We start from the raw sequence: 21,484 nt of genomic DNA on the forward strand, positions 1-21,484 counted from the left end.
GGAGCTGACACCAAATGGCTGCTTATGAATACGAATCCCACGACTATGACGTGGTTGTCGTCGGCGCCGGTGGCGCGGGCCTGCGGGCCACGCTGGGCATGGCCGAACAGGGGCTGCGCACGGCCTGTGTGACCAAGGTCTTCCCGACCCGGTCGCACACCGTGGCGGCACAGGGGGGCATCGCTGCCTCGCTGTCCAACATGGGCCCCGACAACTGGCAGTGGCACATGTACGACACCGTGAAAGGGTCGGACTGGCTGGGCGATACGGACGCCATGGAATATCTGGCCCGCGAGGCGCCCAAGGCGGTGTACGAGCTGGAACACTACGGTGTGCCGTTTTCGCGGACCGAAGAAGGCAAGATCTACCAGCGCCCCTTCGGCGGTCACACCACCGAATTCGGCGAAGGCCCCCCCGTGCAGCGCACCTGCGCCGCGGCGGACCGGACCGGCCATGCCATCCTGCACACGCTTTATGGCCAGTCGCTGAAGAACAACGCCGAGTTCTACATCGAGTATTTCGCCATCGACCTGCTGATGAGCGACGACGGTGTCTGCCAGGGCGTGCTGTGCTGGAAGCTGGACGACGGCACCTTCCACGTGTTCAACGCCAAGATGGTGGTTCTGGCCACCGGTGGCTATGGCCGCGCCTATTTCTCGGCCACTTCGGCCCATACCTGCACCGGCGACGGTGGCGGCATGGTGGCCCGCGCCGGCCTGCCGCTGCAGGACATGGAGTTCGTGCAGTTCCACCCGACCGGCATTTATGGCTCGGGCTGCCTGATCACCGAAGGGGCGCGCGGCGAAGGCGGCTACCTGACCAACTCGGAAGGGGAGCGGTTCATGGAACGCTACGCCCCGACCTACAAGGACCTGGCCCCGCGCGACTATGTTTCCCGGTCGATGACCATGGAGATCCGCGAAGGCCGTGGCGTGGGTGCCGAGGGTGACCATATCCACCTGCACCTGAACCACCTGCCGCCCGAAACCCTGGCCGAACGCCTGCCGGGCATCTCGGAAAGCGCCAAGATCTTCGCCGGCGTCGATGTGAACAAGGAACCGATCCCGGTTCTGCCCACCGTGCATTACAACATGGGCGGTATCCCGACGAACTATTGGGGCGAGGTTCTGAACCCCACCGCCGACAACCCCACCGCCGTGGTGCCGGGCCTGATGGCCGTCGGTGAAGCGGGCTGTGCCTCGGTGCACGGGGCGAACCGCCTGGGCTCGAACTCGCTGATCGACCTGGTGGTCTTTGGCCGCGCTGCCGCGATCCGCGCCGGTGATGTGGTCGACCGCGAGGCCGCGATCCCGACCGCGCCTGCGGACAAGATCCAGAAGAGCTTCGACCGGTTCGACGGTCTGCGGTACGCGCAGGGCACCATCGGCACCGCCGAGTTGCGCCTGGAAATGCAAAAGACCATGCAGGCCGACGCCGCCGTGTTCCGCACCTCGGAAACCCTGAAGGAAGGCGTCGAGAAGATGACAGCCATCGCCGCGAAGCTGGATGACCTGAAGGTCACCGACACCTCGCTGGTGTGGAACTCGGATCTGATGGAAACGCTGGAACTGACCAACCTGATGCCGAACGCGCTGGCCACCATCACCGGGGCCGAGGCGCGTCAGGAAAGCCGTGGCGCCCATGCGCACGAGGATTTTCCGACCCGCGATGACGACAACTGGCGGGTGCACACCGTGGCGCGTGTCGACGGCATTGCCGTGGACCTGAGCTATCGCCCGGTCGTCACTGACCCGCTGTCCACCGAAGCTGAAGGCGGCATCAGCCTGGCCAAAATCGCGCCCAAGGCGCGGACGTTCTAAGGAGGCGACGATGGTACAATTTACCCTGCCCAAGAACTCCAAGATCACCACGGGCAAGACCTGGCCGAAGCCCCAGGGCGCGACCAACGTGCGCAAGTTCCAGATCTATCGCTGGAACCCGGACGACGGTCAGAACCCGCGCGTGGACACCTATTTCCTGGACATGGACACCTGCGGTCCGATGGTTCTGGATGCGCTGATCAAGATCAAGAACGAGATCGATCCGACGCTGACCTTCCGCCGGTCCTGCCGGGAAGGCATCTGCGGCTCCTGCGCGATGAACATCGACGGGACCAACACGCTGGCCTGCATCTATGGCATGGACGAGATCAAGGGCGACGTGAAGATCTACCCGCTGCCGCACATGCCGGTGGTCAAGGATCTGATCCCCGACCTGACCCATTTCTACGCCCAGCACGCCAGCATCATGCCGTGGCTGGAAACCAAGACCAACCGCCCGGCGAAAGAGTGGAAGCAATCCATCGAGGATCGCAAGAAGCTGGACGGTCTGTATGAATGCGTGATGTGCGCCTCCTGCTCGACCTCCTGCCCGAGCTATTGGTGGAACGGCGATCGCTACCTCGGCCCGGCCGCGCTGCTGCACGCCTACCGCTGGATCATCGACAGCCGCGACGAAGCCACGGGCGAGCGTCTGGACGAGCTGGAGGATCCCTTCAAGCTGTATCGCTGCCACACCATCATGAACTGTTCCAAGACCTGCCCCAAGGGGCTGAACCCGGCCAAGGCCATCGCCTCGATCAAGAAGATGATGGTCGAACGCCAGGTCTGAGGGAACGGTTCGACACGGTATTCGGGGGACGCGGCTTGTGGCCGTGTCCCCCGATTTCATTGCAACAAGGGGAACCGCCCGTGATGATGCGTCTGGGACTGATCCTGATGATCCTGGCGGCGGCCTGCTGGGTCGCCTTCGGACTGATCGGCAGCGAGGTCGACGAGAACGGCGTCCTGCAAGAACCCTTCTTCCTGCTGGGCGGTGGCTGGTTGTTGATGCTGGCCGGTGCCGGTCTGGTGCTGTTCGCACTGGTCACTCGGTTTTTCCGGAGAGGCTGAGCCATGCCCCTTCTTCTTGTCGTCGCGGTGATCGTGCTGGTCTGGATGATCCTGACCTACAAGGCGCGCCAGCGCCTGAAAGACTGCCGCTGGCGGGAAAACCACGCCAAGGATACCCCCGAGGGTCGCTATTTCATCTGCATGAACTGCGGCGCGGAAACCTTTGCAGCCAACAACCTGCCGCCGCCCGTGTGCCTGCGCAAGGCACGGCGTACCTCGCGCCCCTAGACCCGTCCGACATGCGTGGCACGCATGACGCCCTTGCCGACTTGGGCGATGACGTGCACGTCAGGCAGGCCTATCTTCATCGGCAGGGAGGATGTCTTGTTCTGGAGTTTCCAATGAACAATGTATCCGTGTTTCCGAAAACGCCGGCCGACAAGGCCTTGGCCATTCTGGAAGAATCGTGGTCCTACTACATGCCGGCCCCGGTCCGGACCAACGAAGAACTGCTGCGGCGCGACGCCCGTACGTTCGAGGGCTACTACGAAGCCGCCTGACCCTGCGCGGATTGCACTTGCAGCCGGAACCGATCCGGGGCGTTCTGGGGGAAACTTCCCTCTGGTGTCGCCCCGAAAGGTTCCGCCCATGCCCCAACCGCCACAGGATGCCGAGGCCCGGCGCGCCGTCGCCCCGGTGATCTGCTATCCCAACCAGACCTTGCCCCGCCCCGCCTTCCGACCCGATGCTGCGCAGCGGGCGCAGTTGCACCCGGTCAGCAGCGTTACGGTGCCCGCGCGTGAGGCCGCCTGTTTTCGCGTCCGCGCCGGACAGATCTTCCGCATCACCTGCACCGACGGACCACAGGTTGGCGATCTGAACCTGTGGAATGCCCAGGACCTGCACGAGCGCTTCTATTCCGGCAAGACCCGCGCCCTGCACGGCAGCCATGTCAGCACCGGCGACCGGCTCTGGTCCGGCTTTCCGACGCTGCGCCCGATGGCCACGATCACCCATGATTCGCTGGATTGGTACGGCATCGACGCCTACGGCGGTGCGGTCCACGACGTGATTGGCACCCGCTGCGATCCCTACACGCACATGCTGCTGTCGCAGGCCCCGTATCATCACTGTTGCCATTCCAACCTGACCCGCGCGCTGGCCGCCGAAACCGGCCTGTCGCTGGCCGAGGCCGAGGCGCATGTGCACGACGTTCTGAACGTCTTCATGTGCACCGGGTTCACCCGCGACACCGGCCAGTATTTCATGAAGGCAAGCCCGGTGCGGCCCGGTGATCATCTGGAGTTCTTCGCCGAGATCGATCTTCTGGGCGCGCTGTCGGCCTGTCCGGGCGGCGATTGCGGGGCGGAGCATTCCAGCGATACGGCCGCCTGTCACCCTCTGCGCGTCGATGTCTATGATCTGCCCGGGGGGGCGCTGGAGGGCTGGGCCGAACCGCCGCTCAATCCCTATGACCGCAGCCACGGCACGGAAAGCGGCGGCTGACCGGTTTCAGCCTCTGTCGTCCGAAGGGCTCAGGCGAAGGCGGCCTCCAGCGCGATCTCGACCATATCGCCAAAGCTGGATTGCCGGTCGGCGGCGCTCAGCGCTTCGTCGCGCAGCAGATGGTCCGAGATCGTCACCACCGCCAGCGCCCGCACCCCGAAGCGTGCGGCGAGGTTGTACAGTTCGGCCGCTTCCATCTCGACGGCAAGGATGCCGTGGCGGGTCATGATCTCGTTCAGATCGGGGCGTTCGTCATAGAACACATCCGATGAATAGATCCCGCCCACATGGGTGGCCGCCCCGCGCGCGGCGGCGGCCTCTTCCGCGGCTTTCAGCAGGCCATAGTCAGCACATGGGGCAAAGTTGATGTCCTTGAAGAACCCGCGCGAGGGCGTCGACAGGGTGGTTGCGGTCATCGCCAGCACCACGTCGCGCAGGTTTACCTGGGTCTGCATCGCCCCGGCCGAGCCGATGCGGATCAGGGTCTTTGCGCCATAGGTCGAGATCAGCTCGTTGGCATAGATCGACAGCGACGGCATCCCCATGCCCGAGCCGTGGATCGTCACCCGGTTGCCGCGCCATGTGCCGGTGAAGCCCAGCATGCCGCGCACCTCGTTGATGCAGACCGGGTCGTCAAGAAAGGTCTCGGCGGCCCATTTCGCGCGCAGCGGGTCGCCGGGCAACAGGACGGTTTCTGCGATATCGCCGGGGGCGGCGCCAATATGAACGGTCATCGGGGGCTCCGTGGTTCGGGAAAGAGGGGCAGGGTCAGTTCTGGTCAATTGGTGAGAAGAAGCGGCCTTCAGTGGCGTCCCAGACCATCGCCTCGACGCAGGCGTTGACGTTGGTGCCGCCGCAGGCGCTGCCGTGGATCTGGATCAGCACCGTGCGCAGCGGGCCCAGGTCGGTGACGTCCCAGCCCTTGGACAGGCGCGAGGTGACCACCCCGTCGACCAGAAGGTTCAGCCCGCAGCCGCCGGTGCCGCAATACAACGAGGCGGCCGAGGAGCACCGCAGGTGAAATTCATCCAGTACCCAGTCGTCTTCGCCATTGCCGGTCAGGTCGACACGCTGGATGGCGTCGGCCTCCAGTTCCAGCGTGCCGCTCTCGAATCCCTCGCAGTCGGTGACGCGTTCCGACAGCACGGCGCGCAGCGGGTCGGGCAATTCGGTTTCGGCCCGCGCAGCGGCGGCAGACAGGCAAAGGGAAAGGATCAGGGAAAGGCGGATCATGGCAGGCTCGCATCCAGAAGTGTTTGCGGCAGCTTACCGAATTCCCGGCGCGCCAAAAGCGAAAACCCCGCCCAGAGGGCGGGGTCTTGCCGTGGCCGGGTGCCGGATCTACTCCGCCGCGACGGCGGCCGGGTCGGCCAGTTCCACGATATCGACCATGATGCGGTTCAGTTCGAAGTCCTTGGGGGTATAGACCTTGGCCACCCCCATCGCCAGCAGGCGCTTGGCATCGTCGTCGGGAATGATGCCGCCGACCAGAACCGGAATGTGGGTCAGCCCTTCGGCCTTCACCTTTTCCATGAAGCTTTCGACCAACGGGATATGGCTGCCCGACAGGATCGACAGGCCGATCACATGGGGATCTTCGCGCTTGGCGGCGGCGATCAATTCGTCCGGTGTCAGGCGGATGCCCTCATAGTCGATTTCCATTCCGCAATCACGGGCGCGGAAGGCGATCTGCTCGGCGCCGTTGGAATGGCCGTCCAGTCCGGGCTTGCCCATCAGGAACTTCAGGCGGCGGCCCAGCTTGTCAGAGATCGCATCGACCGAGGCGCGGATATCGTCCAGCCCTTCGGTCTTGTTGGACACGGACCGCGACACGCCGGTGGGGCCGCGATACTGGCCAAAGACCTGGCGCATGGTTTCGGCCCATTCGCCGGTGGTGACGCCGGCCTTGGCGGCGGTGATCGAGGGTTCCATGATGTTGGTGCCATCCCTGGCCGCTGCGCGCAGGGCGGCCAGCGCGGATTTGACGGCATTGGCATCGCGCGAGGCGCGCCAGTCGTTCAGGCGACCGATCTGTTCGGCTTCGACCGCCGGATCGACGGTCATGATGCCGCCGTCCGCATCCATCAGCGGCGAGGGTTCGCCCTGCGTCCACTTGTTGACGCCCACGACGATGGTGTCGCCCTTTTCGATGCCGCCCAGCCGTTCGGCATTGGCGGTGACCAGTTGCGACTTCATGTATTCGATGGCCGAAACCGCGCCGCCCATGGCGTCGATATTGGCCAGCTCGGCCCGCGCGCCCTGCTTCAGCTCTTCGACCTTGTTCTCGACCGCCGGGTTGTGATCGAACAGGTCGGCGTATTCCAGCAGGTCGGTCTCATAGGCCATGATCTGCTGCATGCGCAGCGACCATTGCTGGTCGAAGGGGCGGGGCAGGCCAAGCGCCTCGTTCCACGCGGGAAGCTGCACGGCGCGGGCGCGGGCCTTTTTCGACAGGGTGACGGCCAGCATCTCGATCAGGATGCGGTAGACGTTGTTTTCGGGCTGCTGTTCGGTCAGCCCCAGCGAGTTCACCTGCACGCCATAGCGGAAGCGGCGGAACTTGGCATCGCCGACGTGGTAGCGGTGGGCGCAAAGCTCGTCCCACAGATCGACGAAGGCGCGCATCTTGCACATCTCGGTGACGAAGCGGATGCCGGCGTTCACGAAGAAGGAAATCCGCCCCACGACCTGCGGAAAATCCTCGGCTGGCACCTTGTCCTTGACGTCATCCAGCACCGCGCAGGCGGTGGCCAGCGCAAAGGCCAGTTCCTGCTCGGGCGTGGCCCCGGCCTCTTGCAGGTGATAGGAACACACGTTCATCGGGTTCCACTTGGGCACATTGGTATAGCAATAGGCGGCCACATCGGTGATCAGCCGCAACGACGGCTTGGGCGGGCAGATATAGGTGCCCCGGCTGAGATATTCCTTGATGATGTCATTCTGCACCGTGCCTTGCAGCTTGGTGATGTCGGCGCCCTGTTCCTCGGCCACCGCGATATACAGCGCCAGCAGCCAGGGCGCCGTGGCGTTGATGGTCATCGAGGTGTTCATCTGTTCCAGCGGGATATTGTCGAACAGGGCGCGCATGTCGCCCAGATGCGACACCGGCACGCCGACCTTGCCAACCTCGCCGCGCGCCAGTTCGTGATCGCTGTCATAGCCGGTCTGGGTCGGCAGGTCGAAGGCCACCGACAGCCCGGTCTGCCCCTTGGCAAGGTTGTTGCGGTAAAGCGCGTTCGACGCCTTGGCCGTGGAATGCCCCGCGTAGGTGCGGAAGAGCCAGGGGCGATCTTTTTTCACTTCACTCATATCTCGTCTCGCGTCTTGGGGTCGGTAATTTATGTGCGTCCGCGACTGCATATCTGGAATTTTATGACCTTGTCAATTCGCTGCGTTGCGGCGGTACACGTTACCTATACGGGGAAAAATCGCTCGGTTCACGGGATTTGGCGCCGCAGTGGTGCTGCAACTGCCAAAAGGTCGAAGTTTTTGGCCAATCGCTTGCCTGCTATATGTTTTAGCTCCTCGCGACGCAGGCATGATGAGACATAATCTTTCATTTTTCGCGCGAACGGTGTTGCGAAGTTGCGCAAAGGGCAGTATCCCGACCAGACACCGCCCATTGATTCTGCGATGCGGCAATTATGTGGACCAGCTTGGAGGCTTTGATGGCTCTCGATACACATTCGGCGATTGCGGAATATGACGCCCCGCAGAAGGACCTGTACGAAATCGGCGAGATGCCCCCGATGGGATATGTGCCCAAGCAGATGTACGCTTGGGCCATCCGTCGCGAGCGTCACGGCGAGCCGGACAAGTCCTTCCAGGTCGAGGTCGTCGATGTTCCGGTCTTGGACAGCCACGAGGTTCTGGTGCTCGTGATGGCCGCCGGCGTGAACTACAACGGCATCTGGGCCGGACTGGGCGTTCCGATCAGCCCCTTCGACAGCCATGGTGAAGACTACCACATCGCCGGTTCCGATGCCTCGGGCATCGTCTGGGCCGTGGGCGACAAGGTAAAGAGCTGGAAAGTGGGCGACGAGGTCGTGATCCACTGCAATCAGGACGATGGCGATGACGAGGAATGCAACGGCGGCGACCCGATGTATTCGCCCAGCCAGCGGATCTGGGGTTATGAAACGCCGGACGGATCCTTTGCCCAGTTCACCAACGTGCAGGCCCAGCAGCTGCTGCCGCGCCCGCGTCACCTGACCTGGGAAGAAAGCGCCTGCTACACGCTGACGCTGGCCACCGCTTACCGGATGCTGTTCGGCCATCACCCGCACGAATTGAAGCCGGGCCAGAACGTTCTGGTCTGGGGCGCCTCGGGCGGTCTGGGCTCTTTCGCGATCCAGCTGGCCAATGCCGCCGGGGCCAACGCCATCGGCGTGATCTCGGACGAGGACAAGCGCGAGTTTGTCATGAGCCTGGGCGCCAAGGGCGTTTTGAACCGCAAGGACTTTGACTGCTGGGGTCAACTGCCCACGGTGAACACGCCGGAATACAACACCTGGTTCAAGGAAGCCCGCAAGTTCGGCAAGGCGATCTGGGACATCACCGGCAAGGGCAACAACGTCGACATGGTGTTCGAACACCCGGGCGAAGCGACTTTCCCGGTCTCCACCTTCGTGGTGAAGAAGGGCGGCATGGTCGTGATCTGCGCCGGCACCTCGGGCTTCAACTGTACCTTCGACGTGCGTTACATGTGGATGCACCAGAAGCGCCTTCAGGGCTCGCACTTCGCGCATCTCAAGCAGGCGGCGGCGGCCAACAAGCTGATGATCGAGCGGCGCATCGATCCCTGCATGTCCGAGGTTTTCCCCTGGGAAGAGATCCCCGACGCCCACATCATGATGCTGCGCAACCAGCACAAGCCGGGCAACATGGCCGTTCTGGTGCAGGCCCCGAAAACCGGGCTGCGCACTTTCGAGGACACGCTGGAAGCCGGCAAGAGCTGATCACGCCCCCAAATTCAGATGACATTCGCACCGCCCCGGTTTCCGGGGCGGTTTGCGTTTCCACGGAAGCGGTTTACCAAATATCAACAGGTTACACCCGCCGACCTCCCTATTTCTGGGGGGCATAAAGCGGTGAGTGTGTCACGATTTTCAGGCGTGTTACGGTGTTGTTAATGAATTCTTCAAGTCTTGGGGACGGATCCATGGATGCAGATTGGATGATCGATGTTCTGGCAGACCTGAAGAAGTTTGCGCGCCACAACCAGTTTTTGGAGTTGGCGGAGCAACTTGATGATACCATGATGGTGGCCGCTACGGAAATTCGGCGTAACAAGGTCAGGGACGTATGTCGGGCACGGGGTCATGAAGGAAAAGCTGGAGACGCTCATTAGCAGCCTGGAAGAGGCAACGACACGGGGAGATCTGCAGGATGTCGTTGTCAGGCTTCGCGATCTCTACGATGTGGATCACGTTGTTTACCATTCGGTCAACCGGGCTGGAGAACAATACGCAGCACTCACCTATGACGCCTCATGGGTGGATCGCTATATCGAGCGGGACTATGCGCGCATCGATCCGGTGGTGCAGGGCTGCTATCAGCGGTTCAACCCGGTGGATTGGAAACAGCTGGACTGGACCGGCGCCAAGGCACGGAACTTCATGGGCGAGGCTGCTGACGCCGGGATCGGAAACCAGGGGCTTTCGGTGCCGATCCGCGGACCAAACGGACAGTTCGCCCTGTTTACGGCCTCCAGCAATGCAAGCGACAGGACCTGGGCGAATTACAGCCGGTCCAATGTATCGGACCTGATTCTCGTGGCCCATTTCATCAATCAGAAAGCCCTTGAGATCGACAACGGCACCGATGTTCAGAAATCGGCCAGCCTGTCGCCTCGCGAGATCGACACGCTCAGCCTACTTGCAGTGGGCTACTCCCGCGCACAAGCCGCCGAAAGCCTGTGTATCTCGGAACACACGCTGCGGGTCTATATCGAATCCGCGCGGTTCAAACTGGGAGCGCAGAACACGACCCACGCCGTCGCCCGCGCCATCGCCCGCGGCCTGATTGTCGTCTGAACGAAGTTTTAACATTTCGTTAACGCACCGTACGGTGCGATTAACTCTGGTTAACCAGCGGTTGAACACCCTGAGCCCGTCAACACAGCGGACTGGGGATAAACATGCTGAGATACTTGTTTTCGAACGAACTGAACCATCACCCGAAGCTGCGCGATTCCATGTTTCAGGATCGCGCCGATCAGTTCCACACGCGTTTGGGCTGGGATGTATCCATCGACGATCATGGCGAGGAGCGTGACGAATACGACGCGATAAACCCGCTCTACGTGATCTGGGAAGAGCCTGACGGCAGCCATGGCGGCTCGATGCGGTTCCTGCCCACGTCGGGGCCGAACATGCTCGACGATCACTTTCGCAACCTTCTGGACGGGGCCCGGATCCGCAATTCGCAGATCTGGGAGTGCACCCGCTTCTGCCTTGCGCGCAACGCTGCTCCTCAGGTGTCGGCAGCGCTGATGCTGGGCGGCTGCGAGGTCGGCCTGGGCTTCGATCTGACCTTCTCGATCGGGGTGTTCGATGCCCGCATGGTGCGCATCTATCGCCGCCTGGGCTGGTCGCCGCTGGTGGTGGGCACGCAAGGCGAGGGCCGCGAGGCGATCAGCGCGGGCTTGTGGAGTTTCTCGGAAAGCCGCGCGGAAACCCTGTGTGACAAGGCCGGTATCCCGCGGGCCCAGTCGCGCCTGTGGTTCCACCTGTCGCGGCATCAGGCGCGGATCGAACTGGCGCACACCGCCTGAGTGCTGGTGCCCGTCGCGGTCCCGGACTAGGGTCCGGACATGAATGCCGTGACCGATATTGTCCTGTCCGAAGATCAGGATGCCGCTTTTGCGCGGGTGACCGAAGTCCTTGCCGCCGCCGGGATTGACCTGGCAGGCGGGGGGCTTGGCCCCCCGGCGTCCAAGGGCGATCAGACGCTGGCCGTTCTGGGCAAGGCGGGTTCGGGCAAGACCGTGCTTCTGGCAAAGCTCTACCACGCCATGGAGGCCGCGGGCGTCGAGATCGTCTCGGGCGATTACGAGGGCCGGCGCCGCAAGGAGCGGCGCACCCTTGCCATTCTGGCGCCCACCAACAAGGCGGCCTCGGTCCTGCGCAACCGGGGCGTTCCGGCGACGACGATCCACCGGGTGCTCTACACGCCGGTCTATGATCCCGAATACGAGAAAATCGCCGAATGGCTGGCAGGGCGCGGCCCGCGGCCGGAAACCGAGGTTCTGGACGACACCGCGCTGGACCGCGCCAAGGCGTTTTACGACCTGCACAAGTCGGTGCCGGGGGCGCTGGCTTCGGCCGGATTGCGCGGATCGGACTTCATCACTGGCTGGAAACGCCGCGAAGAGCCGCTGGACATCGGATTCGTCGATGAAAGTTCGATGCTGGACGCGCGACAATTTGACGACCTGAAAGAAATTTTTCCAACTTTGGTGCTGTTTGGCGACCCTGCGCAGCTGGCGCCGGTGGGACAATCGGGCGAAATGGTCTTCGACAAGCTGCCGGAACCGCGCCAACTGGTGCTGAGTCGCATTCACCGACAGGAACGGGACAACCCGATTCTCGATCTTGCCCACGCGTTGAGTGATCCGGACGTGGGATTTGAACAGTTCGAGAGGATGATAGACGATGCCGCCCGCCGCGACGATCGCGTTGTGGTTGCGGGAAGGGTCGAGGCCGATCTGATGGCGCGCTCGCCGGTGCTGGTCTGGCGCAACGCCACCCGCGTGCGGCTGATCCAGGCGTTCCGCAAGGCGCATGACGCGCCCGACGACAGCCTGTTGCCCGGCGAGCCGCTGATCTGCGACGGGCTGGAACTGCCCCTGAAGCATCGCAAGAAGCGGCTGGATCTTGAGGCACGGGGACTGATCAAGGGCGCGCAGGTGATTTACCTGGGGCAGGGGCGCCGACCGGGGTTTTCCCGGTTGCATGTGCTGGGCGCGCCCGAGCCGCAGGTCTCGGCGGCTTCGATCATCAAGATCGAACATCCCGATGAGGAAGAACCCTTCATCCCCTTCGCGGCCCGCATGGGGGCGGCCTTCCTGCACGGCGCGGCGGTAACGATCCACAAGGCGCAGGGCTCGCAATGGTCCGAGGTTCAGGTCTTCGGGCCCGACATCTATGCCGCCTATCGCGCGGGGCGGACCGAGGCGGGGCTGCCGCTGTGGAAACGGTTGGCCTATGTGGCGATCACCCGCGCCGAGACGCGCCTGCACTGGGTGATGCGGTATCGGCTGGGCAAGCCCACGGTGCCGCTGGGCACCGACGATCTGACGGTGCCGCCAGCGCCCGACCTGATCCGCGAGATCGACCCGACCCTATCGCTGGAACATCCGGAAGGCGGCTGAGGCCAGCCAACCCGCCGCGATGGCGATGACCAGCGACATGATCCCGTAGGCCAGTGGCCGTTCATGCGCGAGGTTGTACAGCCAGCGTTCCATCCCGACCTTGTGCACCTCGATCGTGGTGTCATAGCGATCTACGACCGCGCCGTTGCGGACAAGGAAGATCCGCATGGAATAAATGCCTTCGACAAGGTTTGCAGGCAGGTCGAGCGAGGTGCGGAACAGCGTCTCCTGATCCAGCGCCACGCCGGTTTCATGCTGCTGATACAGGTCGGCCTCGCTGCGAATGCGCACCAGCGCATCGGTGAACACGTCCAGTTCGGGCGCGGCATGGGCCGGGCCAACCGTGGTCATCACGTAGTCGACCGAGATGATGTGATGCTGGTCGTCGTCCATGTTCAGGATCTGATCCAGCGGCCGGGTGCTGGCCACCGCGTAGAAGCTGGGCGCGTGCAGCAGGTGGACCGAGTCGGTGTTGACCCAGATGCCCATGCGCCGTTCCTTGCGGCGGATATCCAGCGGGCCGGGCGGGCCGGACACGGTGATGATGACATCCAGATCGGAATCCTGCGGCAGCGGTTCCTCGCGCTTCACGGCGCCGAAGATCAACAGCGACGAGCCGTCGAAGGTGGCGGTGATGGCAACTTCGTCCTGGCTGAGGCCAAGAACCACCTTTTCGGCGCCGGCGGGCAGTGCCCACAGCAGCGTGGCGATGATCAGCAGGCGCAGCATCAGTGCCCACCCTCGGTGCCGATGGAATACAGTTCGGACGGCTCGATCAGCAGGTCGAGACCCAGTTTGAAGCACACGAGCAGCACCATGCCCGCCAGCAGGATGCGCAGTTGTTCAGCCTTCATCCGGGTGCCGATGCGGGTGCCGATCTGGGCGCCGATGACACCGCCGACCAGCAGCAGGACCGCCAGAACCACGTCCACGGTATAGTTGGTGGTGGCGTGCAGAAGGGTCGAGAAGCCGGTGACGAAAATGATCTGGAACAGCGAGGTGCCAACCACCACCTTGGTGGGCATTCCCAGCAGATAGATCATCGCGGGCACCATGATGAAACCGCCGCCGACACCCATGATCGCCGACAGCACTCCGACGAACAGGCCGACCAGAAGCGGCGGGATGACCGAGATATACAGGCCCGAGGTGCGGAACTTGATCTTCAGCGGCAGTGCCTGCACCCAGGCCGCGCGCCGCCGTCTGGGGGCCGGGGCGCCGACCCGGCGCGCCTTGCGGATCGAGTTCAGGCTTTCGACGAACATCAGCCCGCCGATCACGCCCAGAAACACCACGTAGCAGAGCTTCACCAGAAGATCGACCTGGCCCATTTCCTTGAGCAGGGCAAAGACCTTCACCCCCAGAGCCGCGCCGATCAGGCCGCCGGTCAGCAGCACGACGCCCATCCTCAGGTCCACCGTCTTGCGCCTGAAATGCGCCAGCACACCCGAGAAGGAGGAGGCAACGATCTGGTTCGCCTCGGTCGCCACGGCCACCGCGGGGGGGATGCCGATGAAGAACAGCAATGGTGTCATCAGAAAGCCGCCGCCGACCCCGAACATGCCCGACAGCACGCCCACCAGTCCGCCCAGCCCAAGCAGCAGGAACGCGTTGACCGAAACTTCGGCGATGGGAAGATAGATTTGCATGGCGCGACAATAGTGACCCTTGCGACGGGGTCCAGTCCTTCGGGCTTCCTGCAGCGCGGCTACTCTGCAGTTTCTGGAAAAAAGCCGCCCGCACGACGCAAGATTGCGCGCCGTGCGGGTGGGTCAGCGTTCCTTGACGTAGGGCTCGCCACCTGCGCGGGGCGGGATGGCCTTGCCGACGAACCCCGCCAGAATCACCACCGTCAGGATATAGGGCAGGGCCTGCATCAGCTGCGTGGGCATGGTGACGCCCGCCAGTTCGAAGGTCTGGAAGCGGTTGCCCAGGGCCTCCAGCAAACCGAACAACAGGCAGGCGCCAAGCGCCGACCAGGGCCGCCACTTGGCAAAGATCAGGGCAGCCAGGGCGATGAAGCCGCGACCTGCACTCATGTCCTTGACGAAGCCCGCCGACAGGCCGGTGGCCAGATAGGTTCCCGCCAGCCCGCACAGAAGTCCGCAGATCAGCACCGCCGAATAGCGCAGCCCGACGACCGAAACACCCGCCGTATCCACAGCGCCGGGATTCTCGCCCACGGCGCGCAGGCGCAGGCCAAACCTTGTGCGGAACAGCACGTACCAGCTGCCGAGCACGGACAAGAGGCCGACGTAGACCAGGATCGAATGCCCCGAAAGCACTTCGGAATAGAGCGGGCCAAGGATCGGCACCGACTCAATGGTGCTGGCCAGCGGCAGGTCGATGTTCTGGAACCGGGCATCGCCCTGCAGCGGCGGGGTGCGCCCGCCCAGCTTGAACCAGTTCTGCCCGATCAGCACGGTCAGCCCGACGGCCAGAAAGTTGATCGCCACGCCCGAGATCAGCTGGTTTCCCCGGAAAGTGATCGAGGCGACCCCGTGCAGGGCTGCCAGCAACAGCGAGGCGGTACAGCCGGCCGCCAGACCGACCCAGGCCGAGCCCGACACCGCCGCTGCCGCCGCCGAGAAGAAGGCCGCTGCCAGCATCTTGCCCTCAAGCCCGATGTCGAAAATGCCCGCGCGTTCGGAAAACAGCCCCGCAAGGCAGGCAAACAGCAGCGGCGTGGCCAGACGCAGGCTGGAGTCCAGTAGCTGAAGAACCGTGTTCAGATCCATCATGCCGCTCCTTTTCCATTGCCCGAGAACAGCCGCGCCACGGGGGCCCGCACCATGTTGTCAAGCGCGCCGGTAAACAGGATCACCAGCGCCTGGATCACCACGATCATCTCGCGGCTGATGGCCGGGATTTCAAATTCCAGTTCCGCGCCGCCCTGATAAAGCGCGCCGAACAGAACCGCGGCGATCAGCACGCCCACCGGGTGCGAACGCCCCATGAGCGCCACGGCAATCCCGACGAACCCGGCGCCCTGAACGCTGTCGATGATCAGGCGTTCGGCCTCGCCCTGCACGGCGTTGACCCCCATCAGACCGGCCAACCCGCCGGAAATCAGCATGGCGATCACGGTGATTTTCACCGGCTGGATTCCGGCATAGACCGCGGCCGGTTCGGACTGGCCAAAGGCGCGGATCTCGTATCCCAGCCGGGTCCGCCAGATCAGGAACCAGACCCCGACGCAGCAGGCCAGTGCCACGAAGAAGGCCACGTTCAGCGGGGCCGAGCGGGTGAACCCCAGCCACGCCCCGAAATCATAGGCCGTCGGCAGCCGCGCCCCTTCGATGAAGCGCGGGGTTTCGGGGGCCATCGAGCCGGGCACCTTCAACACGTTGTTCAGAAGGTAGACCAGCAAGGCCGAGGCAATGAAGTTGAACATGATCGTGGTGATCACGATATGACTGCCGCGCTTGGCCTGCAGATAGGCCGGGATTGCCGCCCAGGCGGCCCCGAACAGCGCGCCACCGACCACTGCCGCGGGCAGCGCCAGCGTCCAATGCGGCCAGGGCAGTGCCAGGCAGACCAGCGCCACGCCCAGACCGCCCAGCATGGCCTGCCCTTCGCCACCGATGTTGAACAGCCGGGCATGGAAGGCCACGGCCACCGCCAGCCCGGTGAAGATGAAGTTGGTCGCGTAGTACAGCGTATAGCCCCAGCCATAAGCCGAGCCGACCGCGCCCTTGATCATGATCTTCATCGCCTGCACCGGGTTTTCGCCGATATAGGCAATGACCAGCGCCGAGACGGCCAGCGCAAGCAACAGGTTGATGGCGGGGATCAGGGCCACATCGGCCCACTTCGGCATCTTGTTCATCTCAACCCGCCTTTCCGTCCATACCGGCCATCAACATGCCCAGTTCGGTCTCGTCGGTGTCGCCCGGCAGGCGCTCGCCCATGATGCGGCCGTCGAACATCACCGCGATCCTGTCCGACAGGGACAGGATCTCTTCCAGTTCGACCGAGACCAGCAGGATTGCCTTGCCCTCGTCTCGCAACTGGATCAGGCGCTGGTGAATGAACTCGATGGCGCCGATGTCCACGCCGCGGGTCGGCTGGCCCACCAGCAGCAGGTCGGGGTTCTGCTCCATCTCACGGGCCAGCACCAGTTTCTGCTGGTTGCCGCCGGAAAAGCTCTTTGCGGCCAGCCAGTTGTGCGGCGGGCGCACGTCGAAGCGCTCCATCTTGCCATCGGTGTCGGCGCGCAGGGCGGCGTTGTCCATGATGCCGCTGTGGCTGTATTCGGGGCGATGCTGATAGCCAAAGCCGGTGTTCTCCCACGCCGCGAAATCCAGGATCAGCCCCAGCTTGTGACGATCCTCCGGCACATGGGTGATGCCTGCGGCGCGGCGGGCGCGGCCGTCGCTGTCCGGGCCCGACAGGCTCAGCGGTTTGCCGTTCAGCGTGATTGTTCCCTTGGCGTCCGCAATGCCACCCAGCACCTGCAACAGTTCCGACTGGCCGTTGCCGGCCACCCCGGCAATGCCAAGGATTTCTCCCGCCCGCACGTTCAGGGACACGCCCTTCAGGCGCTCGACCCCCTTTTCGTCGGTGACCCGCAAGTCGGAAACATCCAGCACCGTGGCGCCGGGATTTGCCGGGGTCTTGTCGACGCGCAGCAGCACCTTTCGGCCCACCATCAGCTCGGCCAGTTCGGTGGGCGAGGTTTCGGCGGTCTTGACCGTGGCCGTCATTTCGCCGCGCCGCATGACGCTGACGGTGTCGGTGATCTCCATGATCTCGCGCAGCTTGTGGGTGATCAGGATGATGGTCTTGCCCTCGTCACGCAGCCCGTGAAGGATGCGGAACAGGTGGTCGGCCTCGGACGGCGTCAGCACGCCGGTGGGCTCGTCCAGAATCAGGATGTCGGCCTTGCGATACAGGGCCTTCAGGATCTCGACGCGCTGCTGGTGACCGACGCTCAGGTTTTCGATCAGGGCATCGGGGTCCACGTCCAGCGCGTATTCGCGCGACAGGTTCGTCAGTAGCGTGCGGGCCTTGGCCAGTGAGGGGCGCAGGAAAGCGCCTTCTTCGGCCCCCAGCACCACGTTTTCCAGAACGGTGAAGTTCTCGACCAGCTTGAAGTGCTGGAAGACCATCCCGATGCCGGCGCGAATGGCGGCCTGGCTGTCGGGGATCTCGGTTTTCTGTCCGCCGATGAAGATCTCGCCGGCGTCGGCCTTGTAGAAGCCGTAGAGGATCGACATCAGGGTCGATTTTCCAGCGCCGTTCTCGCCGATGATCCCGTGAATCGTGCCGCGTTCGACACGGATCGCGATGTCCTTGTTGGCCTGGACCGGACCGAAGGCTTTCGAGATGCCGCGCAGCTCGATGGCGGGGGCAGCGGAAGGGGCGGCCATGTCAGGCCGCCCCCCGGTCTGTGTTTGCGAGGTCATCTGCGCTCAGAAGGCCGGGCAGGAGCTGTCGGTGGTGTAGTCGTGCACCACGATGTCGCCCGAGATGATGCGGCCCTGGGTTTCTTCCAGCGTTGCCATCATCGATTCGGTGATGAGGGGTTCGTTGTTGTCATCCAGTGCCCAGCCGACGCCACCGTTGTTCAGGCCCATGACCTTGATGCCGGGGGTGAATTCGCCCTTCTCGAAGGTATCGAAAGCCTCGTAGACGGCGTTGTCCACGCGCTTGACCATCGAGGTCAGCACCTTGCCCGGATGCAGGTGGTTCTGGTTGCTGTCCACGCCGATGGACAGGATGCCTTCATCGGCAGCGGTTTGCAGAACACCGATGCCGGTGCCACCGGCGGCGGCATAGACCACGTCAGACCCCTGGCTGATCTGGGCGCGGGTCAGTTCGCCGCCCTTCACCGGGTCGTTCCACGCGGTGGGGGTGGTGCCGGTCATGTTGACGATGACCTTGGCGTCGGGCTTCACCGCCTTCACACCCTGTGCATAGCCACAGGCGAATTTCGAGATCAGCGGCACGTCCATCCCGCCAACGAAGCTGACGACATTGGATTCCGAGGCCATAGCGGCCAGAACGCCGACCAGATAGCTGCCTTCGTGCTCTTTGAAGACCACCGACTGCACGTTCGGCTGATCGACGACCATGTCGACGATGGTGAACATGGTTTCGGGATAGTCCGGCGCGACCTTTTCAAGGGTCGAGGCATTGGCGAAGCCCAGAACCACGACCGGGTTGGCGCCGCTTTCGGCCATGCGGCGCATGGATTGCTCGCGCTGCGCTTCGGATTGCAGTTCGGTTTCCTTGTAGGCGCCACCGGAGTCTTTCAGCCACCGCTGCGCCCCGTTATAGGCGCTTTCGTTGAAGGATTTGTCGAACTTGCCACCCAGATCGATGATCAGCCCCGGCTCCGCCAGCGCGGCGGTCATGCTCAGGGTCAGGGCGGTGCCCGCTCCGAAAAGCGTTTTCATGAAGGTCATTGCAGTCTCCCAACTATTGGACTTCTGCCGCGCAAAACGGCACGCCGCGCCTTGTTGCGGCGCGGTCTTGCCAGAAGTAGGCCGCAGCAGCGGAGAGGGGTCAACAGGTTTCTGCGGTTTGCCAAGCGGTTGCTGCCCAAAACGCCGGGGCAGGGCGGGGGCAGACACGGCGATCGCCTATACGATGGTCCGGGTCATCACCACCGCGTCGATCTTCGAACCATCGGGGGCAGTGTAGTACCGGGGTCGCAGCCCCACGCGGGCAAGGCCGCACCCGTCGTACAGGGCGAGCGCGGCGGCATTGTCCGCCGCGACCTCGAGAAACGCCTGTGTCGCGCCGCGCTCACGGGCCGTATCGATGAAGCGCGCCATCAGCGCCCGTCCGATCCCCGCGCGTCGGCAGGCCGGGTTGACGGCAAGGGTCAGAAGCTCAGCCTCATCCGCGATCACGCGGCCCAGGGCGAAGCCTGACGGGTGCGGTTCCAGAAACACCGCAGGCTGGGCCAGCAACCCGGCAAACTCGACCGCCCGCCAGGGGCGGGGCGTGGTGAAACATGCCGCGTGCAGATCCGCCAGCGTGTCTGGCGTCATGAGAGGATTATCGGGGGCGGATCGCTGGCCGGGGCCGCGTCGGCTGCCCGCAGGTACAGGGGCGCCGGGCGCGGGCTGTCGGCAGGTGCGCGGGCGGCGATGGTTGCGATGGCCACCGCCAACAGGTGCGGCGGTGGGGTGATGGGTCTGTTCAGGCTTTCGGCCTGCACCGCAAGATCGACGCCCAGCAACGAAGCGTCTGCGGGAAGCGCCAGCGTGGCCAGATCTGCGGCGGTGTGCAGGGCGGGGGGGTGAGGGCCGTCCGGCAGAAACGTCTGCACATAGACGCTGCCGCGCGGGGCTGCGACCAGTGAGACCGCCGGGCGGGGGGCGTCCAGCACCTGCGCCTCAAGACGGCTGACCCCGATGGCTGGTATGCCCAGCGACAGGGCCAACCCACGTGCGGCCGAAACTGCGATGCGGATGCCGGTGAAATTGCCGGGACCGACGCCGACGCCAAGACGTGTCAGGTCGGCCCATGTCAGCCCGGTTTGGGCCAACCCGTCCTCAAGCAGGGGAAAAAGCTGTTCGGCCTGGCCGCGCGCGCCGTGCCAATCCCCCTGCCAAAGCACCTCGCCGCCCCGAAGCAGGGCGGCGGCGCAGAACGGACCTGAGGTGTCGAAGGCCAGGATCGGCCCGCTGTCGCGCATCGGTTCAGACGGCGACGGGGCGCACTTCCACCACTTCGGGGATATAGTGGCGCAGCAGGTTCTCGATGCCCATCTTCAGCGTCAGCGTGGACGAGGGGCACCCGGCGCAGGCGCCCTGCATATGCAGGTAGACGATGCCGCGATCAAAACCGTGGAAGGTGATGTCGCCGCCATCCTGCGCTACGGCGGGCCGCACGCGGGTGTCCAGCAATTCCTTGATCTGGCCGACGATTTCCGAATCCGGACCGTCATGCGCGGCATGGCCGGCGTTCTCGGCAGCGCCGTCCAGCGTCGCGTCACCGGACTGGAAATGCTCCATCACCGCGCCCAGCACGGCGGGCTTCAGGTGATCCCATTCGACGCCGTCTTTCTTGGTGACGGTGACGAAATCGGCGCCCAGGAAGACCGCCGTGACGCCCTCGACCGCGAAGATGCGGCGCGCCAGCGGGGATTTCGCGGCGCTGTCGGCCTCGGGGAAGTCGGCTGTGCCGCTTTCCAGAACCGCCATGCCGGGCAGGAACTTCAGGGTCGCGGGATTCGGGGTGGATTCGGTTTGAATGAACATGGCAAAGCCTCCGTTGCGCCTGATATGCGGCTAGAGCCGCGCGAAGTCAATGTTTGGAATGATTCCAAACTGGCGTCAGGTCACGCTTTCCAGTTGTTCCTTGGACATGTTGCCCGGCACCACGGTGAAGGGAATGGGCACCTGTGCCGCGGATTTGGTCATATGCGAGATCAGCGGACCGGGGCCGCTTTTCTCGGTACCCGCGCCCAGCACCAGAACCCCGATTTCGGGATTGTCGTGGATCTGAGCCAGCACTTCCTTGAACAGGTCGCCTTCGCGGATTACCAGGGTCGGATCGACGCCCTGCTTGTCGCGCATCCATTTGGCAAACACCTCGAAATGCGCAGTGATCCGTTCGCGGGCTTCTTCCCGCATGATGTCGCCCACGCCGACCCAATGGTTGAACTCGTCCGGCGGGATCACCGACAGGATCTCGACCCCGCCGCCGGTCTTGGCAGCACGCATGGCGGCAAAGCGCATGGCATTAAGACATTCCTGGCTGTCGTCGAGCACGACGAGAAAGGTACGCATGATGGATCCCCTGCTATCGGCGCCAT

The 21,484-nt window shown here is 63.9% G+C and carries 24 protein-coding genes; 11 read left to right on the plus strand and 13 right to left on the minus strand.

The features are described from left to right. The first annotated feature begins 14 nt into the window (after positions 1-14). From sdhA to ACP15K_RS14075, 6 genes are all read left to right on the plus strand, one after another. Positions 15-1,820, plus strand: coding sequence for a succinate dehydrogenase flavoprotein subunit (gene sdhA / locus ACP15K_RS14050; RefSeq protein WP_193140511.1), 1,806 nt, complete (start codon positions 15-17; stop codon positions 1,818-1,820). 10 nt (positions 1,821-1,830) lie between these two features. After that, on the plus strand, positions 1,831-2,610 hold the full coding sequence (locus ACP15K_RS14055; protein ID WP_193140512.1) for a succinate dehydrogenase iron-sulfur subunit: 780 nt from the start codon (positions 1,831-1,833) through the stop codon (positions 2,608-2,610). Between the two features lie 83 nt (positions 2,611-2,693). Beyond that, positions 2,694-2,891, plus strand: a complete 198-nt coding sequence (locus ACP15K_RS14060) for a DUF3955 domain-containing protein (RefSeq protein WP_193140513.1) — start codon at positions 2,694-2,696, stop codon at positions 2,889-2,891. A gap of 3 nt (positions 2,892-2,894) precedes the next feature. After that, complete coding sequence (locus ACP15K_RS14065) at positions 2,895-3,119, plus strand: hypothetical protein (protein WP_424990806.1); 225 nt, start codon at positions 2,895-2,897, stop codon at positions 3,117-3,119. Between the two features lie 113 nt (positions 3,120-3,232). Then, positions 3,233-3,391, plus strand: a complete 159-nt coding sequence (locus ACP15K_RS14070) for a hypothetical protein (protein ID WP_193140515.1) — start codon at positions 3,233-3,235, stop codon at positions 3,389-3,391. 88 nt (positions 3,392-3,479) lie between these two features. Then, on the plus strand, positions 3,480-4,337 hold the full coding sequence (locus ACP15K_RS14075; RefSeq protein WP_424990807.1) for an urea carboxylase-associated family protein: 858 nt from the start codon (positions 3,480-3,482) through the stop codon (positions 4,335-4,337). 29 nt (positions 4,338-4,366) lie between these two features. On the opposite strand, the gene deoD is transcribed toward ACP15K_RS14075, so the two are convergent. The 3 genes from deoD to ACP15K_RS14090 form a co-directional block, all read right to left on the minus strand. Further along, the gene (gene deoD / locus ACP15K_RS14080; protein WP_424990808.1) at positions 4,367-5,071 is read right to left on the minus strand and encodes a purine-nucleoside phosphorylase; all 705 of its coding nucleotides are present in this window, start codon (positions 5,069-5,071) and stop codon (positions 4,367-4,369) included. A gap of 34 nt (positions 5,072-5,105) precedes the next feature. After that, positions 5,106-5,570, minus strand: coding sequence for a hypothetical protein (locus ACP15K_RS14085; RefSeq protein WP_193140518.1), 465 nt, complete (start codon positions 5,568-5,570; stop codon positions 5,106-5,108). 108 nt (positions 5,571-5,678) lie between these two features. Beyond that, entirely contained in the window at positions 5,679-7,646 is a 1,968-nt protein-coding gene (locus ACP15K_RS14090) for a protein meaA (protein WP_193140519.1), read from the minus strand. A gap of 359 nt (positions 7,647-8,005) precedes the next feature. Between ACP15K_RS14090 and ccrA the strand changes: the two genes are divergently transcribed. From ccrA to ACP15K_RS14115, 5 genes are all read left to right on the plus strand, one after another. Continuing rightward, on the plus strand, positions 8,006-9,295 hold the full coding sequence (gene ccrA / locus ACP15K_RS14095; RefSeq protein WP_193140520.1) for a crotonyl-CoA carboxylase/reductase: 1,290 nt from the start codon (positions 8,006-8,008) through the stop codon (positions 9,293-9,295). A gap of 218 nt (positions 9,296-9,513) precedes the next feature. Next, entirely contained in the window at positions 9,514-9,687 is a 174-nt protein-coding gene (locus ACP15K_RS14100; RefSeq protein WP_193140521.1) for a hypothetical protein, read from the plus strand. After that, positions 9,659-10,372: a helix-turn-helix transcriptional regulator gene (locus tag ACP15K_RS14105; RefSeq protein ID WP_193140522.1), complete on the plus strand. Its 714-nt coding sequence runs from the start codon at positions 9,659-9,661 to the stop codon at positions 10,370-10,372. The genes ACP15K_RS14100 and ACP15K_RS14105 overlap by 29 nt, the downstream gene beginning before the upstream one ends. Before the next feature lie 104 nt (positions 10,373-10,476). Further along, positions 10,477-11,112: an acyl-homoserine-lactone synthase gene (locus ACP15K_RS14110; RefSeq protein ID WP_193140523.1), complete on the plus strand. Its 636-nt coding sequence runs from the start codon at positions 10,477-10,479 to the stop codon at positions 11,110-11,112. A 39-nt stretch (positions 11,113-11,151) separates the two neighbouring features. Beyond that, positions 11,152-12,711: an ATP-dependent DNA helicase gene (locus ACP15K_RS14115; RefSeq protein WP_193140524.1), complete on the plus strand. Its 1,560-nt coding sequence runs from the start codon at positions 11,152-11,154 to the stop codon at positions 12,709-12,711. Here ACP15K_RS14115 and ACP15K_RS14120 read toward each other — a convergent pair. The 10 genes from ACP15K_RS14120 to ACP15K_RS14165 form a co-directional block, all read right to left on the minus strand. Next, positions 12,682-13,440 (minus strand): TIGR02186 family protein, encoded by a 759-nt coding sequence (locus tag ACP15K_RS14120; protein WP_424990809.1) that lies wholly within the window; start codon positions 13,438-13,440, stop codon positions 12,682-12,684. The genes ACP15K_RS14115 and ACP15K_RS14120 overlap by 30 nt on opposite strands. After that, a complete protein-coding gene (locus tag ACP15K_RS14125; protein ID WP_193140526.1) occupies positions 13,440-14,360 on the minus strand; it encodes a sulfite exporter TauE/SafE family protein in 921 nt (306 codons plus the stop codon). The genes ACP15K_RS14120 and ACP15K_RS14125 overlap by 1 nt, the downstream gene beginning before the upstream one ends. 123 nt (positions 14,361-14,483) lie before the next feature. After that, positions 14,484-15,452, minus strand: a complete 969-nt coding sequence (locus tag ACP15K_RS14130; protein WP_424990810.1) for an ABC transporter permease — start codon at positions 15,450-15,452, stop codon at positions 14,484-14,486. Next, on the minus strand, positions 15,449-16,540 hold the full coding sequence (locus tag ACP15K_RS14135) for an ABC transporter permease (RefSeq protein ID WP_424990811.1): 1,092 nt from the start codon (positions 16,538-16,540) through the stop codon (positions 15,449-15,451). The genes ACP15K_RS14130 and ACP15K_RS14135 overlap by 4 nt, the downstream gene beginning before the upstream one ends. Before the next feature lies 1 nt (position 16,541). Further along, complete coding sequence (locus ACP15K_RS14140; RefSeq protein WP_226925688.1) at positions 16,542-18,083, minus strand: ABC transporter ATP-binding protein; 1,542 nt, start codon at positions 18,081-18,083, stop codon at positions 16,542-16,544. Positions 18,084-18,125: 42 nt separating this feature from the next. Next, a complete protein-coding gene (locus ACP15K_RS14145) occupies positions 18,126-19,121 on the minus strand; it encodes a BMP family lipoprotein (protein WP_193140530.1) in 996 nt (331 codons plus the stop codon). 177 nt (positions 19,122-19,298) lie between these two features. After that, positions 19,299-19,712 carry a ribosomal protein S18-alanine N-acetyltransferase gene (gene rimI / locus ACP15K_RS14150; RefSeq protein ID WP_193140531.1) on the minus strand — a complete coding sequence of 138 codons (414 nt, stop codon included), beginning with the start codon at positions 19,710-19,712 and terminating at the stop codon, positions 19,299-19,301. After that, positions 19,709-20,362: a tRNA (adenosine(37)-N6)-threonylcarbamoyltransferase complex dimerization subunit type 1 TsaB gene (gene tsaB / locus ACP15K_RS14155; RefSeq protein WP_424990812.1), complete on the minus strand. Its 654-nt coding sequence runs from the start codon at positions 20,360-20,362 to the stop codon at positions 19,709-19,711. Before tsaB ends, rimI begins: the two co-directional genes overlap by 4 nt. A 4-nt stretch (positions 20,363-20,366) precedes the next feature. Then, positions 20,367-20,927, minus strand: coding sequence for a NifU family protein (locus ACP15K_RS14160; RefSeq protein ID WP_193140533.1), 561 nt, complete (start codon positions 20,925-20,927; stop codon positions 20,367-20,369). Positions 20,928-21,002: 75 nt separating this feature from the next. Next, positions 21,003-21,458, minus strand: coding sequence for a universal stress protein (locus ACP15K_RS14165; protein ID WP_193140534.1), 456 nt, complete (start codon positions 21,456-21,458; stop codon positions 21,003-21,005). Between the last annotated feature and the right edge of the window lie 26 nt (positions 21,459-21,484).

The organism is Fluviibacterium sp. S390, assembly GCF_049800695.1.
Lineage (GTDB): Bacteria > Pseudomonadota > Alphaproteobacteria > Rhodobacterales > Rhodobacteraceae > Meridianimarinicoccus.